General features: G+C 68.1%; 11 protein-coding genes. 2 read left to right on the top strand and 9 right to left on the bottom strand.

Annotation, left to right across the window (positions count from 1 at the left end; translation table 11 throughout):
• Positions 1-8: 8 nt before the first annotated feature.
• The 5 genes from L3V85_RS15720 to L3V85_RS15700 all read right to left on the bottom strand — a co-directional run bounded on the left by L3V85_RS15720 (position 9) and on the right by L3V85_RS15700 (position 6,418).
• On the bottom strand, positions 9-2,543 hold the full coding sequence (locus L3V85_RS15720; protein ID WP_237679990.1) for a response regulator: 2,535 nt from the start codon (positions 2,541-2,543) through the stop codon (positions 9-11).
• Entirely contained in the window at positions 2,536-2,994 is a 459-nt protein-coding gene (locus tag L3V85_RS15715) for a response regulator (protein WP_237679989.1), read from the bottom strand. The genes L3V85_RS15720 and L3V85_RS15715 overlap by 8 nt, the downstream gene beginning before the upstream one ends.
• Positions 2,987-5,275 (bottom strand): ATP-binding protein, encoded by a 2,289-nt coding sequence (locus tag L3V85_RS15710; RefSeq protein ID WP_237679988.1) that lies wholly within the window; start codon positions 5,273-5,275, stop codon positions 2,987-2,989. The genes L3V85_RS15715 and L3V85_RS15710 overlap by 8 nt, the downstream gene beginning before the upstream one ends.
• Positions 5,276-5,366: 91 nt before the next feature.
• Positions 5,367-6,005, bottom strand: coding sequence for a biliverdin-producing heme oxygenase (locus tag L3V85_RS15705; protein WP_237679987.1), 639 nt, complete (start codon positions 6,003-6,005; stop codon positions 5,367-5,369).
• Positions 6,002-6,418: a response regulator gene (locus L3V85_RS15700; RefSeq protein ID WP_237679986.1), complete on the bottom strand. Its 417-nt coding sequence runs from the start codon at positions 6,416-6,418 to the stop codon at positions 6,002-6,004. Before L3V85_RS15700 ends, L3V85_RS15705 begins: the two co-directional genes overlap by 4 nt.
• 165 nt (positions 6,419-6,583) lie before the next feature.
• Between L3V85_RS15700 and L3V85_RS15695 the strand changes: the two genes are divergently transcribed.
• A complete protein-coding gene (locus L3V85_RS15695; RefSeq protein ID WP_237679985.1) occupies positions 6,584-7,336 on the top strand; it encodes a transporter substrate-binding domain-containing protein in 753 nt (250 codons plus the stop codon).
• Positions 7,337-7,354: 18 nt separating this feature from the next.
• Here L3V85_RS15695 and L3V85_RS15690 read toward each other — a convergent pair whose 3' ends face one another.
• From L3V85_RS15690 to alaS, 4 genes are all read right to left on the bottom strand, one after another.
• On the bottom strand, positions 7,355-7,774 hold the full coding sequence (locus L3V85_RS15690) for a hypothetical protein (protein ID WP_237679984.1): 420 nt from the start codon (positions 7,772-7,774) through the stop codon (positions 7,355-7,357).
• 14 nt (positions 7,775-7,788) lie between these two features.
• On the bottom strand, positions 7,789-10,035 hold the full coding sequence (locus tag L3V85_RS15685) for a M1 family metallopeptidase (RefSeq protein WP_237679983.1): 2,247 nt from the start codon (positions 10,033-10,035) through the stop codon (positions 7,789-7,791).
• Positions 10,036-10,729: 694 nt separating this feature from the next.
• Positions 10,730-11,746: a 2-dehydropantoate 2-reductase gene (locus tag L3V85_RS15680; RefSeq protein WP_237679982.1), complete on the bottom strand. Its 1,017-nt coding sequence runs from the start codon at positions 11,744-11,746 to the stop codon at positions 10,730-10,732.
• Positions 11,747-11,780: 34 nt separating this feature from the next.
• On the bottom strand, positions 11,781-14,405 hold the full coding sequence (gene alaS / locus L3V85_RS15675; RefSeq protein WP_237679981.1) for an alanine--tRNA ligase: 2,625 nt from the start codon (positions 14,403-14,405) through the stop codon (positions 11,781-11,783).
• A gap of 250 nt (positions 14,406-14,655) precedes the next feature.
• Between alaS and L3V85_RS15670 the strand changes: the two genes are divergently transcribed.
• On the top strand, positions 14,656-15,477 hold the full coding sequence (locus tag L3V85_RS15670) for a ferritin-like domain-containing protein (protein ID WP_237679980.1): 822 nt from the start codon (positions 14,656-14,658) through the stop codon (positions 15,475-15,477).
• The last annotated feature ends 40 nt before the right edge of the window (positions 15,478-15,517 follow it).

Raw genomic sequence — 15,517 nt, 5'->3', positions numbered from 1 at the left:
TTTCGGTTCTATCGGCTCTCGATCAGCTGCTTCACGCGGCGCGCCAGCACGTCCATCTCGAAGGGCTTGGTCATCACGTGCATGCCGGGGTCCAGGTGGCCGTGGCTCAGCACCGCGTTCTCGGCGTAGCCGGTGATGAACAGCACCTTCAGGCCGGGCCGCGCGGTGCGCGCGGCGTCGGCCACCTGCCGGCCGTTCATGCCGCCGGGCAGGCCCACGTCGCTCACCAGCAGGTCGATGCGCTGTCGCGGCGACTGCAGGATGCGCAGCGCCTCGGCGCCGTCGCCGGCCTCCAGCGTGGCATAGCCCAGGCCCTGCATCACCTCGACGATGATCATGCGCAGCGCGGGCTCGTCGTCGACCACCAGCACCGTGTCGCCCTGGTCGGCGCGCGGCGCGAGCATGGTCTCGGCCGGAGCCGCGGCCACTTCTTCCTGCATGTCGTGGCGCGGCAGGTAGATGCTGACCGAAGTACCTTTGCCCACTTCCGAGTAGATGCGCACCTGGCCGCCCGACTGCTTCGCGAAGCCGTAGATCATCGACAGGCCCAGCCCCGTGCCCATGCCGATCGGCTTGGTCGTGAAGAAGGGATCGAAGGCGCGCGCCACCACCTCGGGCGGCATGCCCACGCCGTTGTCGCTGACGGTGAGCGACACGTACTGCCCCATCGGCAGGTCGCGCCCGCGCGCGGTGCGTGCGTCGATCCAGCGGTTGGCGGTCTCGATCACCAGCGTGCCGCCTTCGGGCATGGCGTCGCGCGCATTGATGCACAGGTTGAGCAGCGCGTTCTCCAGCTGGCCCGGGTCGGCGTGCACGTTCCACAGGCCCACTGCCGCCACCGTCTCCAGCGCGATCTGCGGGCCGAGCGTGCGGCGCAGCAGCTCTTCCATTTCCGTCACCAGCCGGTTGGCGTTCAGCGGCTTGGGCTCCAGCGTCTGGCGCCGCGAGAAGGCCAGCAGCCGGTGCGTGAGCGAGGCCGCGCGCTTCACGGCGCCCTGCGCCACGCCCACGTAGCGCTCCATGTCGGCCGGCTTGCCGTCCAGGCCGCGCCGGCGCATCAGCTCCAGGCTGCCGCTGATGGCCGCCAGCAGGTTGTTGAAATCGTGCGCCAGGCCTCCGGTGAGCTGGCCCACGGCTTCGAGCTTCTGGCTCTGGCGCAATTGCTCGCGCGCGGTATCGAGTTCGGCCGCGCGCTCTTTCTGTTCGGTGATGTCGCGCGCGGCGGCGTACAGCAGGCCGTTGTCGGGCACGGCCGTCCACGAGAGCCAGCGATAGCCGCCGCTCTTCATGCGGTAGCGGTTCTCGAAACCGGTGGTGCGCTCGCCCAGCGTCAGGCGCTGCAGTTCGGCCTCGGTAAGGGCCAGGTCGTCGGCATGCACCAGCGTGCGGAACGGCAGGGCCCGGATCTCGTCGGCGCTCCAGCCCAGCACGGTCTCCCAGGCCGGGTTCACGCTCACGAAGTAGCCCTGGGCATTGGCCACGCCCAGCAGGTCCTGGCTCAAGGCCCAGGTGCGGTCGCGCTCGTAGGTGCGCGCCTCGACCTGGCGTTCCAGCGATTCGGCAAAGGCCTTCAGCTCGATCTGCGCCTCGCGCCGCGCGATGGCCGAGCGCACCCGGTCGCCGACCTCGCGGATGAAGTCCAGTTCGTCGGCCAGCCAGGGCCGCACCTGGCCGTGGTTGAGATAGAGCAGCCCCACCAGCCCGCCGCGCTCGGTAAGCGGCATGTTGACCGCCGCGCGCGCCGTGATGGCCTCCAGCGCAGCGGCGGTGTCGCGGGTGCGCGGGTCGACGCGCGCGTCGTCGAAGGCCACGGTCACGCCGCAGCGCAGGTCGTCGATGTAGCTGCCGTAGTCGCGAAAGTGCAGCAGGCCCGCCAGGCTGGCCACGCCGGGCGCGGTCCAGTCGCGGGTGATGGCGATGGTCTCGGCCGCCGTGTCCACCAGGCCGTAGCCGGCGCGGTCCACGGCAAGGCGCCGCCCGAGCATCTCGGAAGCCGCATAGGCGATGTCGCCGGGCTCGTCCATGTCGCGGATGCGGTCGCCCAGCTCCATCAGCGCGAGGCGGCGCGCCTCGGCTTCCATGATGGCGGCGTTGGCCGCGTTCAGCCGGCGCTCGGCCAGCGCCTTGGCGCGCCGGTCGTCGGACTCCTTGAGCGCGCGTTCCAGCACCACCGGCAGCCGCGCCAGGCGGCCCTTGCTCACGTAGTCGGTCGCGCCGCTCTTGAGCAGCTCGACCGCGTTGTCCTCGCCGATCACGCCGGAGACGAAGACGAAAGGCGTTTCCGGCGCCAGGCGGCGCGCCACCTCGAGCGCATGCGCGCCCGAGAATCCCGGCAGCTCGTAGTCGGACAGGATCAGCGAGAAGCCGCCCCCGTTCAGCGCCTCGACGAAGCCGCGCTCGTCGCGCACCACATGCGTGGTGGCGGCCGGCAAAGCCCGGGACAGCGCCTCGAGCAGCAGTTCGACGTCGAAGCGCGAGTCTTCGAGGATCAGGATGCCCGGAGGCTGCGGATTCGCGGCAACGGCGCCGCCCGCGCTATTCATGTTTGCGCGCCGCCTTCAGCGAACCCGGTGGCGGCTCGTTGAGCACCGCCCAGAACACACCCAGCTCGGCAATGGCCGAGACGAATCGGTCGAAGGCCACCGGCTTGACCACATAGGCGTTCACGCCCAGCTCGTAGCTGCGCAGCACGTCCGACTCTTCCTGCGACGAGGTGAGCATCACCACCGGAATGCTGCGCAGCGCCGCGTTGGAGCGCACCGCCTGCAGCACTTCCAGGCCGGTGACCTTGGGCAGCTTCAGGTCCAGCAGGATCACGGCCGGGTTGCCCTCGGCGCGCTCCGCGTGTTCGCCTTCTCGGTGCAGGTATTCGAGCGCCTGCGCGCCGTCGCGCAGCACGACCACGTCGTTCGCGAGCTGGCTGCGCTCCAGCGCGATGAGGGTGAGTTCGAGGTCTCGCTTGTCGTCCTCGACAAGCAGGATCGGCTTAAGCATGTCCTTCTCCGTTGGCGGCCGGTGCCGTCGAGGCGGCCGCGTTGTCGGGGCCCTGGCGCGGCAGGATGAAGCCGAAGCTCGCCCCCGCGTCGATCTCCCCTTTTGCCCAGACCGTGCCGCCATGACGCTCCACGATCCGCTTCACATTGGCCAGGCCGATGCCCGTGCCTTCGAAATCCTCGGCCTGGTGCAGCCGCTGGAACACGCCGAACAGCTTGTCGACGTATTTCATCTGGAAGCCCACGCCGTTGTCCTGCACCTCGAGGCCGTCGCCCAGGTCGCTGTGGATGGCGCGCACCGCGATGCGCGACGGGCTGCGGGTGCGCGAGTACTTGACCGCGTTGGCCAGCAGGTTGCGCACCGCCACCTGCAGCAGCAGCGGGTCGGCGTACAGCAGCGGCAGGTCGGCGTCGACCTGCCACTCGATGTTGCGCTGCGGCTCCAGCCGCGTCAGTTCGCGCACCAGCCCGTCGACCAGCGAGGCGCTGTCGACCTGCCGCTGCTTGAGCGCGGAGCGGCCCATGCGCGAGAAGTCGAGCAGCGCGTCGACCATCTGCCCCGCGAAGGCGGCGGCGTCCTTGACGTGCGAAAGATAGCGATGAGCTCGCGCGCTCAGCTGCTTGCCCTCGGTCTGGGCCACCAGGTCGACATAGCCGGCGATGTGCCGCATGGGCGCGCGCAGGTCGTGCGACACGGTGTACGAGAAAGCCTCCAGCTCCTTGTTGACGCGGCCCAGCTCGGAGGCCACGGCCGCCAGCTCCTCGGCGCGGCGCAGCACGATGCCGATCAGCGCCTGGCGCAGCTCGCCGGCCGCCCCGACCTCGGCCACGGACCACGGCGTGGAGCGCCCCCGGATGTGCTCGACCCAACTCGCGAAGCTCAGGCGCGGATGCATGCGCCCGCTGACCACCATCTGCGGTTTCTGCGGATCGCCCGCCCAGCGCACCGTCTGCACGATCTCCGGCCGAAACCAGAGGATCAGGTGCCGGTGCACCTGCGAAATCGATATGGCGAGCACGCCCGCCGCCACGTCCTGGAACTGCGCCGCGGGCGCGAAGTGCGCGGCCAGCGCGTTGCTCTCGTAGACCTCCACGCCAAGCCCGGCGATCCAGCCAGCCAGTTCCTGCACATGCACCCGGGCCGGCACGTCGCCCACGCACCAGGCTTCGTCGTCGAGCACCACGGCGGCACCGGTGGCGCGCATCACGCGCAGCATCAGCGAAACCTCGGCCGTCAGGTGCTGCAGGGTGGCGTCGCTGTCGGCCAGGTGCGAGACGATCTGCAGCGTGAGCTGGCGCAGCTCGAGCCGCTCGGCCACCTCGCCGTTGCTTTCCTTCGACTGGATCTGCAGCGACAGCAGCTGGCCCAGGTGCTCGCACGCGAGCCGCGTGCCGGTGTCGAGGAAGCGCGGCGCATGGTCATGGCAGGAGATGAGCCCCCAGAGCTTGCCGTCGATGACGATCGACACCGACATGGACGCCAGCGTGCCCATGTTGCGCATGTACTCGAGGTGGATCGGCGAGACGCTGCGCAGCTGCGCCTGCGACAGGTCGATGTCGGCGGCGGTGAGCGCGGCGTCGGTGGCGCGCAGGCGCACCGGCCGGTAGTTGGCGTCGGCAATCAGCCGGAAATGATTGACGAGGTACAGCGCGCGCGCCTGCCGCGGAATGTCGGAGGCGGGAAAGTGATGGCCGCTGTAGCTGTCATAGCCGGCGTCGGCCTCCTCGGCCAGCACCTCGCCGTGGCCGGCGGCGTCGAAGCGGTAGACCAGGCAGCGGCCGAAGCCGGTGAGCCGCTTCATTTCGCGCGCGGCCAGGGCACACAGCTCGGTCATCGTGCCCGCCTCCTGCAAGCGGGGCAGGAAGACGCGGCCCAGCGAATAGATCGGCGCCTCGTTGCCGCCCGAGGGCGAGGCGGCCTCGAACTCGACGATCAGGTGGTTGTTGCTGCGGTGCGCGGCGGCGTCGAAGGTGACCTGCGCCAGCGTCATCGCGCCCAGCGACACCGGCGAGCCGCCCGGCGCCAGCGGCGGCAGGCTCAGCCCGCGAACGGCCGCCAGCGCGGCGGCCAGTTGGTCGTCGGGCCAGTTCTCGCTCCATGCGACCAGCGCCAGCGAATCGGGCAGCAGCACCAGCATGCGGCCGTGCGGCTGGATCGAGCCGGGCACGCGGATCGGCTCGAGGTCGCAGTTGGACAGGTCGACCTCTGGGGGCTCGATGGGCCGGCCGCCGGCCGCGGGCTCGGTGGAAATGAGGGGCGATGGCACGTTGGACAAGCTCATGCGACGCGGCTGCAGCCGCTCGGGTTCTTCTGAAGAAAATAAGTCGAAAGGATCATGCCTGCGTGTCCTTGGCTGTCTCGTCGGTCGGTTCCTACAGTCCGGCAGGCTGCAGGCCGAAACGCGGCATCAGGGTCTCGAAGCCGGCCACCGCGCCGCGCTGGGCCGAGCCGACCGCCGCCGGGTCGCGCATCACGGCCGCCAGTTGCGCGACAAAGTCTTTCCACTGCGCGGGCAGGCCTTCGGGTGCATCGACCGGCTGGAAGTAACGCATCGGGTGCGGCGCCAGCCGCGGCCCCAGGCGCTTGTGCATGGCCATGCCGCCGAGCTGGGAGCCTTCGAGCACGTAGGCCAGGCCCCAGGCAAAGGCCGGGTCGCTGGAGGCCTGCGCGAGTTGCGGGGCCAGCGGTGCTTCGGAGGCTTCGGAGGGGGCCGCGGCGCACTGCCCGTCGGGCGCCGCGCCGGCGTCTTCTAGATCGAGCGCGAGCGCGGCCAGCCGCCGCTCGGTACGCCGCGCCACGCGGTCGAGCCCCGGGTCGCCGGGGGCGGCCAGCGCCTGGCGCACAGCCTCCAGCCACGGGCGCAGGGCACGCAGGTGGGCGGCGTAGTCGGCCAGCGAGGCGTCTTCGCGCGCGATCGGCAGGCGGCTGTCGAGCGCTTCGTGCAGTGCGTGGGTGGCATTGCGCAGCGGACGCAGCACCTCGGCCACGGAGGGTTGGGCGCCGGCGCTCATGGCGCGAGGCTTTCCAGCGGCTCGCCGCCACGCTCCCGGCCTTCCGCCTCGAGGCTGGCGCACAGCGAGAAGAAGCCGTCCAGCTCCGCCGCCTTGTCGAACACGGCGTCGGCGCCGAGTTCGCGCGCCCAGTCGGCGATCTCGCCGGTGGCGTAGTTGGTCAGCACCACCACGCGCTGGCCGGGCCGGCTGCGGCCGCAGCGCTTGACGATGCCCAGGCCGGAGCCCTCGTGCAGGAACAGGTCGACCACCAGCAGGTCCCAGGCGCCCGGGTTCTCGGCGAGCCAGGCGACGGCTTCCTCCTCGGTGGTGGCGGTGCCGATCAGGCGGATGTCGACCTCGTCCTCCATGGCGGCGATGAGGTTGTGACGGATATGGGCGTTGTCTTCGACAAGAAAGGTGGAGAGCGGCACGGCGGAGACGGAATTGGTTCTTCGAATGCCGCCAAGCCTAAGCGAAGCCGCGATGCCCGGCCGGTGAGCGCGCTTCCCTACATCCGGTAGGAATTATGGCAAGCAGGCCCCCGTAAACTGGCGCGCTCCCATCTTTCCGAGCGGCCCAGCCGACGAATGAACGCCATGACACAGCCTCAGCCGACGACGATTTCCCCTGCCCTCGTTTCCGCCTTCGCCCCCGGCGGCACGCTGCGCGCCTCGATCAACCTCGGCAACCCGATCCTCGCCAACAGGAACCCGGACGGCGGCGAGCCGGTGGGCGTGTCGATCGACCTGGCGCGCGAGTTCGCGCGGCGGCTGGGCGTGGGCATCGAGCTGGTGGTGTTCGAGAAGGCCGCGGCCTCGGTCGACGCGGTGAAAAACGAGAAGGCCGACATCGGTTTCTTCGCCATCGACCCGGCGCGCAGCGAGGGGCTGCTGTTCACCGCGCCCTATGTGCTGATCGAAGGCAGCTACCTCGTGCCCTCGGCTTCGGCGCTGGCCGACAACGCGCAGATCGACGCGCAGGGCCATCGCATCTCGGTCGGCGCGGGCAGCGCCTACGACCTGTTCCTGACGCGCGAAATCAAGCAGGCGGAAATCGTCCGCCTGCAGGGCGCAGGCCCGGCGCTGGCCGCGCTGCGCGCCGGCGAGGTCGAAGTGGCGGCCGGCATCCGCCAGATGCTCGAAGGCGAGGCGCAGCGCGCGCCGGGCGTGCGCGTGCTGCCGGGCCGCTTCATGGTGATCCAGCAGGCCATGGGCACGCCGGCCAGCCGGGGCGCCGACGCGCAGGCGCTGCTGGCGGCCTTCGTCGAGGAAATGAAGGCCGGCGGCTTCGTCGCCGATGCGCTGAAGCGCCACCGCATCGAGGGCGCGAGCGTCGCGCCCGCGGCCTGAACGCGGTAGCGCTTTGCGTCAGAGCTTGTACGCCTCGACCGGCCCCTGCGAATAGAACAGGAAGTAGCCGGTCGAGGTCTGGAAGCCATTTTTCTTCCAGCCCGCCGGCACCTTGAAGATGCCGAGCTGCCCGCTCGCCACGCCGACGAAGGCGGTGTTCTCCTTGTCGGTGGTGATGCGAGTCCATTGCTCGCGTTTCACGGGCCGCATCTGCATCTTCGGTTCGCTCCACTCGGGCGTGCGCACCTTGTCGCGCATGACGTAGCCGTCGCCCTGGCGCTCGATCTTGATCAGCTCCTTGAGCGCACCGTTCTGTTTGACGGCGTAGATGCCGACCAGCTCTGCCTCGGGCGCGCCGCCGGTGCTGCCGGCGCCGCATGCGGCCAGCAGCAGCGCCGAGGCGCCGGTGGCCAGCCATTTCTTCGATCGCGTGTTCATGGTGGCCTTCTTTCTCAGCGCTTCTCGTTCTCGCGCAGCTTCAGGTTGCCCTGGAAGCGCAACGCGTGCGGGTATTCCTCCTTCTCCACGCCCACGTCGACGGCCGCCATCCTCTGCTGGCTCTCGCCTGTCTTGGCCAGCAGCGCCGCCGGCAGGTTCACCACGCCCTTGATCTGGTCGTACTGCGCCTGCGTGATGCGGCCCACCTGCAGCAGCCGGAAGGCGTCTCGCTCGATGTTCAGCAGCAGCGGCTTGTTGGCGGCAAAGCTCTGTGCCTTGGCCAGCAGCGCGCTCCACGACTGCGCGCTGTAGTTGCTCACGTAGTAGTCCTGCCCGGTCGGCCCGGCCAGCACCGCGGTGCAGCCCGGCAGTTCCACCTGCACGGCGCCCGTCGACATGACGAAGGTCTTGCGTTGCTCCATCGCGTCGCCGTAGGCCAGCGTGACCGGGATGTTCCAGGTCGAGGCCGGGAACTGGTTCTGGTTGGGGAACGACTCCTGCGTGATGTTGACGTAGGTGCGGTCGGCCGCGCATTGCGCATCCACCGTGAGCAGCGGCACCCCGGTCTGGCGGATGAAGCTGTCGCCGATGTCGGCCACCTTCTTGCCGCCGCTCACCTTCTCCAGCGACGTCCACAGCCGCGACGGCGTGACGTTGCCGAAGCCGTAGTCCTTCAGGTAGATCTGCAGGCCCTTCTGCATCGCCTCTTCGCCGATGTAGTTCTGCACCGTCTCCAGCACGTGGCTGCCCTTGTTGTAGACGAAGATCGACGGGCTGATGAAGCCGAACGAGCCCGCGTCGTTGAGGTTGCGCTGCACCGGCACCGCGGTGCTCCGCAGGTCGGCCACGATCACGCTGTGCTTGTCGAGCACGTAGTCGGAGAAGCTGTAGTACTCGGGGTGGAACTTGATGGTGGTGCGCCTTTCGAACCAGCGCGCGAACGACTCGTTGAGCCACACGTTGTCCCACCAGTCGAGCGTGACCAGGTCGCCGAACCACTGGTGCGCGATTTCATGCGTGACCACCGTCACCGAATACAGCGTGGGCTTGTCGCCCGGCTTGGTGAGCACCGCATCGGCAAACTCGAAGATCGCACCCCAGTTCTCCATGCCGCCGAAGCCGGTGTTGGGCTTGTTGTTGTAGCTGTCGTTGGCGGCGATGGTGTCGAACTTCTTGATCGGCAGCGGGATGCCGGTGTACTTGTAGTAATAGTCCATGGCCACCTTGGTCCACTCCATCGGGAAGGTTGCCCAGGTGGAGCGGCCCGGCGGCGTGAACCAGCGCAGCGGAATGTCGCTGCCGTCCAGCGGGTTCTTGAAGGTGTCGGGCAGGATGTCGAACTTGCCGCCGCCGAAGAAGGTCAGGTACATGGGCATCGACGGCGTCTTCTCGAACGACACCTGCTGGTAGCCGTCGGGCAGCTTCACGGCCGATAGCTGCGCGCCGTTGGACACCGTCTTCCAGTCGCCCGGCACCTCCGCCGAGATCTCGAAGGTGTGGCGGAAGGCCGGCTCGTCCCAGCCCGGGAACCACTGCCGTGCATAGTTGGTCTCGCCCTGCGTCACGATGGCGTCGCTGCTCACGCCCTCGGGCGTCGAGAGGCCGACCTTGAAGATGCCGGTGGCCGCCGAGCAGAACGGGTTGCGCTGCATCTCGGCGGGCGGGCAGAACTCCGCGTCGGAGAACTGGATCTTGCCGTCCCACTCCATGTGCAGCAGGTACTTGCCCTTGGCAATCTGGCCGCCATTCAGGCGCAGTTGCACGAAGTCGCCGAGCGTCTGCGGCGTGGGGATCAGCGGTATCGCCTCGCCCGGGTTCGACACCTTGCGCAAGGTGGTGCGGCCCTTCGCGAAGTTGAGGTTGTGCGCGGCCACCACGATGGCATCGACGGGCTTGAGCACCTCGATCTCCACGTCGCCGCGGCCGACGAAAGTCTTGAGCGCCGCATCGGGGCGGAACCACAGCTTGTAGTTGCTGGGCCAGACGGTGTCGGGCAGTTCCTGCGGCTTGGCCGAGCGGTCCACCGCGGCGGCGGCCGCGTCATTGGCGGCCAACGGCACACCGTCGTCGGGCGCCTTATGCGTGGGGTCGGCCGCGGGTGCCGACACCACCGGCCCCGACGACGCGCCGAGGCCGACGCCGCCGCCTCCGAGAGAAGCACCGCCGCCACTGTCTCCGCCGCCGCCGCAAGCCGTGAGCACGGCAAGGGTCACCGCCGTGATGGCAAGATGATTGACGACGGGTGTGTTGAATTTTTTCATGATCGCCTCTGGGTACTCTGGGTAAGAAGAAGATGCGCCGTCCCCGCAAGCGCCGGCGGATAGCCAGCGATGCGCGCGACACGCGCGGTGATGGGATGGATGAACAACCGATAAAAACGGGCAGCACGGAGCCCTCCCGGCGAACGGCTCGTTCGTCAGGACAGCACGGGCATGCAGGCACTACACCGCTTGAAAAGCGGTGGTCCCAGAATGCGTGGGATGAGCTCGTCCATTCCCGTCAAAAAGCGGGTTGGTGAGATGCGAAGCGGGGGCTGGAGGCGGAGGGTGCGATCAGCGCCAGGACATCGACACGGCGCGTTCGCGCGTGTCGGCAACGGCACAGGCCATGCTGGCGATGGCAAGAATTTTCGCGGCTCTTCTCGTTGGTTTCACGCGCGTTCCCTCGTCCATTGAAGTGCGCCAGTTTTAGCTGATCGAATGCGACGGCTCAACGACTGCCGGAACTTTTCTCTCTCAAAATGTTTGCGCGCCATAGGCCGAATGGAGTCATGGCCCACGATGCGCCACGCACGCTACGAAGATGGTTTCGCCGCGGCAACACATGCTCACGCAGATGACAAATATCGAGGACGAACACTGTGCGCGCATCGCCACAGTACGAAGGTTCGTGTCGCCTGAAAATCCGTGAAAGCTGCGTACCCGAGGCCGCATGCGTTCAGGCGCACCGCCGGCGCTACAGGCCGAGCGCGTCCTGCAACTGGCGCGCCGACCAACGCCTGGGCTCCTGCGGCCAGGCATCGAGCAAAGCCACCATGCGCGCATTGCGCGGCGCGCTCAGGCCGTGCTGCTGCGCGAGTCGAACGACCTCGCCGCTGAGCGCGTCGATTTCGGTACGACGGCCCAGGGCCAGGTCATCGGCCATGCTGGAACGCGCCTTGGCATCGATGCGCAGCATGCGCGCCGCGACGATGCGAAACAGCCAGTCAGGCAGGCGCAGCAGGCTCGACAGGCGCCGCGCCGGCACCGCAGCCACTTGCGCCGGCACGATGCCGGCGACGTTGAGGATGCTCAAGGCCTCGTCGATCAGCGAAGCGAAGCAGCGGCGGTAGCCGCCCAGCATCAGCTCTTCGCGCAGCGGCAGGCCGGAGAGCGCGTTGACCGGGTTGTTGAGGTTGAGCAGCAGCTTGCCCCACTGCACCGGCAGCAGGTCGGCATGCAGGTCGAGCGGCACGCCGGCGCGCTCGAACACAGGCAGCCAGGGGCGCAGGGCCGGGTCGTCCTGCGCGGCCAGCCGGCCGGGCGTGCCGCGATGGAAGGCGCCCGGGCCGATCTCGGCCACGTTGTAGGGCACCATGCCCGACAGCACGTTGAGCGAAGGCCCGGTCTGGGATGCGGCCGTGCCGTTGGAGATGCCGTTCTGCAGCGAGACGACCGTGGTGCCAGCGGGCAATGCGAAGGCCAGCTCGGCCGCCGCCTCGGCCGTGGCGCCGCTCTTCACGCAGAGCAGCACCAGCGCGGGGCTGGCGCCGACGGGCACTTGCTCGCACAGCTGCAGCCCGGTGGCCGGCAGCTTGTGCCGGGCACCGTCCATGTCGGAGAGCGTGAGCCCGTGCGTCGCGAGCTTCTCGAGCACGCGCGGACGGCCGACGAAGGTGACGGGCACGCCCGCCGCCGCAAGGCTGCCGCCAATGAAGCACCCGATGGTTCCGGCCCCCATCACCAGCACTTCACCGGGCGTTGCGTCTGGCATGAAGTGCTTGTGGCTCGAAGGGACCGTGGTGCCGTCAGGCGCGTTCCGCGACCCAGGCCTGCACCGACTGCAGCGCGGCCGCGAGGCCCGCCGGGTTGGTGCCCCCGGCCATGGCCATGTCGGCCTTGCCGCCGCCCTTGCCGCCCACCTGCTGGGCCACGAAGTTGACCAGCTCGCCGGCCTTGACCTTGGCCGTGCTGTCGGCCGTGACGCCGGCGGCGATCTGCACCTTGTCGCCGTCGACGGCGGCCAGCACGATGGCGGCGGTCTTGAGCTTGTCCTTCAGCTTGTCCATGGTGTCGCGCAGCGTCTTGGCGTCGGCGCCGTCGAGCTTGGCCGCGAGCACCTTGATGCCGTTGACGTCGACCGCCTGCGCCAGCAGTTCGTCGCCCTTGGACGAAGCGAGCTTGCCCTTGAGCGAGCCCACTTCGCGCTCCAGCGCCTTCACCTGCTCGAGCACCTGCGTGAGGCGGCCCTGCAGCTCGGCGGCCGGCGACTTGAGCGTGGCTGCCACGCTCTGCACGGTCGACTCCAGGTCCTGCAGGTACGACAGCGCGTTGGCGCCGGTGACGGCCTCGATGCGGCGCACGCCGGCGGCCACGCCGCCTTCGCTGACGATCTTGAAGAGGCCGATGTCGCCGGTGCGGCTGACATGGGTGCCGCCGCACAGTTCGCGGCTGGAGCCGATGTCGAGCACGCGCACGGTCTCGCCGTACTTCTCGCCGAACAGCATCATGGCGCCGGTCTTCTGGGCCGATTCCATGTCCATCACGCGGGCCTGGGTCGGTGCGTTGGCCAGGATCTCGGCGTTGACGCGCTTCTCGATCTCGGCGATCTGCTCGCGCGTGACGGGGGCGTTGTGCGCGAAGTCGAAGCGGGTCTTGTCGGCATCGACCAGCGAGCCCTTCTGCTGCACGTGGTCGCCCAGCACTTCGCGCAGGGCCTTGTGCATCAGGTGGGTGACCGAGTGGTTGCGCATGGTGGCGGCGCGGCGTGCGGTGTCGACCGCGGCCTTGACCGCGTCGCCCACCTTCAGCGTGCCCTGGGTCTGCGTGCCGTGGTGGCCGAACACGTCGGCCTTGATCTTCTGCGTGTCTTCCACGCCGAACTGCACGCCCTCGGCCACGAGCACGCCCTGGTCGCCGACCTGGCCGCCGCTCTCGGCATAGAACGGCGTGGTGTCGAGCACCACGATGCCGCTCTGGCCTTCCTTCAGTTCCTGCACGGCCGTGCCTTCGAGGTACAGCGCCACGACCTTGGCGCTTTCTTCGAGGTGCTCGTAGCCGGTGAAGACGTTGCCCGCGCCGGTGTATTCGACGTTGCGATCCATCTTGAATTTGCCGCCGGCACGGCCCGCGGCCTTCTGCTTTTCCATCGCGACGTTGAAGCCGGCTTCGTCGACGCTCACGCCGCGCTCGCGGCACACGTCGGCCGACAGGTCGAGCGGGAAGCCGTAGGTGTCGTGCAGCTTGAAAGCCACTTCGCCCGGCAGCGTCCTGGCACCGCCCACCAGCGCCGCGTCGAGGATTTCCATGCCGTTGGCCAAAGTCTCGAAGAAGCGCTCTTCCTCGGCCTTCAGCGTGTCGGTGATGCGCTTCTCATCGGCCACCAGCTTGGGGTACGCATCGCCCATCAGCTTGACGAGGTCGGGCACCAGCTTGTGGAAGAAGGGTTTCTTCTGGCCCAGCTTGTAGCCGTGGCGGATGGCGCGGCGAATGATGCGGCGCTGCACGTAGCCGCGGCCTTCGTTCGACGGGATGACGCCGTCGGCCACCAGGAACGAGGTGGCGCGGATGTGGTCGGCAATCACCTTCAGCGAGTTGTTCGACAGGTCTTGCGTCCCGGTCTCGCGGCCAGCGGCCTTGATGAGCGCGTCGAAGATGTCGATTTCGTAGTTGCTGTGCACGTGCTGCAGGATCGCGGCCAGGCGCTCCAGGCCCATGCCGGTGTCGACGCAGGGCGCGGGCAGTTTCTTGACCGAGCCGTCGGGCTGCATGTCGAACTGCATGAACACGTTGTTCCAGATCTCGATGTAGCGGTCGCCGTCTTCATCGGGGCTGCCGGGCGGGCCGCCGGGGATCTCGGGGCCGTGGTCGAAGAAGATTTCGGAGCACGGGCCGCAGGGGCCGGTGTCGGCCATCATCCAGAAGTTGTCGGACATGTAGCGGCCGCCCTTGTTGTCGCCGATGCGCACGACGCGCTCGGGCGGCAGGCCGATTTCCTTGGTCCAGATATCGTAGGCCTCGTCGTCCTCGATGTAGACGGTGGCCCAGAGCTTCTCGGCCGGCAGCTTGTAGACCTGGGTGAGCAGCTCGAAGGCCCACTTGAGCGATTCACGCTTGAAGTAGTCGCCGAAGCTCCAGTTGCCCAGCATCTCGAAGAAGGTGTGGTGGCGCGCGGTGTAGCCCACGTTCTCGAGGTCGTTGTGCTTGCCGCCGGCGCGCAGGCAGGCCTGGACCGAGGCGGCGCGAACGTAGGGGCGCTTGTCTTCGCCGAGGAACACGTCCTTGAACTGGACCATGCCCGAGTTGGTGAACATCAGGGTGGGGTCGTTGCCCGGCACAAGCGAGCTGGAAGGAACCACCGTGTGGCCCTTGGAAGCGAAGAAATCGAGAAAGGTCTTGCGGATGTCCGCGACCGTGAATGTGGGCTGGCTCATCTTTGGATTCGTCTTCTGTCGAGGGCGGCGCGGCGATGGCGACCCTCTTGTCGAACCCACTGCGGCGAACCGGCCTAACTGCTTGATTTGCTTGAACAAACGATTATAGGTTTGGCCACGGGCCCCGGGCCGCCCCGGGGCCAAACGGCATGATCCGGGCGCCCCGGCTAATATGCGGTACTGACGGAAAAGAGAACCAAACACGGGCGACGTCATCCGTACTTGTACGGACTTGAAGCAAGGAGCGCGCATGGCAAGGCAAGAGGCGGAACACTGGAAGATCGAAGACCTGGACTTCTCGCGCATTGCGCTCGATGAGGTCCGCTCGGACGAAAACCTCTTCTACCTGGTCGTCTCGGCCTCTTTCATCGAAAGCGGCTCCGACCTCTACACCCAGAACCTGATCGATTTCTTCAAGGGCGACGACGAGGTCACCGAGTGGCTGTCGAACCACTGGGAAAAGGAAGAACTGCAGCACGGCAAGGCCCTGCGCGCCTACGTGCGCCACGTGTGGCCCGAGTTCGAGTGGGACACGGCCTACGCGGGCTTCCTCGAGGAATACGCGACCTACTGCAAGGTCGAACTGCTGGCCCCCACCCGCGCCCTCGAAATGACCGCGCGCTGCGTGGTCGAGACCGGCACCGCCACCTACTACCGGGCCATGGCCCGCAGCACCACCGAGCCGGTGCTGCATGACCTGGCGACCCGCATCGCGACGGACGAGGTCAACCACTACAAGCACTTCTACCGCTTCTTCCGGCGCTACCGCGAACAAGAGAAGTTGAGCCGCTTCCGGGTGTTCGGCACCATCGGCCGCCGCACGCTGGAACTCAAGAGCGAAGACGCCGACTGCGCCATCCGCCATGTGGTGAAGTCGCGCTCGCCCGGCCGCGCGAGCGACACGGCCTACGTGCAGCAACTGAGCGCGAAGATGAACAGCACCATTCGCACCAACCTGAGCGCCGGCACGACGCTCAAGATGCTGATGCGGCCGCTGGAACTGCCGGCACGGGTGCAGACGGTGATCCAGTACCCGATCAAGCAGTTCATGCAGCATGTGTTCCTGCGTTGAGCAAAGCCGCGCAAAGCAGTAAACCGGGACCGCTGTCCCG

The sequence above is a fragment of the Variovorax paradoxus genome, assembly GCF_022009635.1.
Taxonomy (GTDB): domain Bacteria; phylum Pseudomonadota; class Gammaproteobacteria; order Burkholderiales; family Burkholderiaceae_C; genus Variovorax.
Note: the sequence above shows the minus strand (reverse complement) of the source record. Positions and strands in the feature narration are given on the sequence as shown.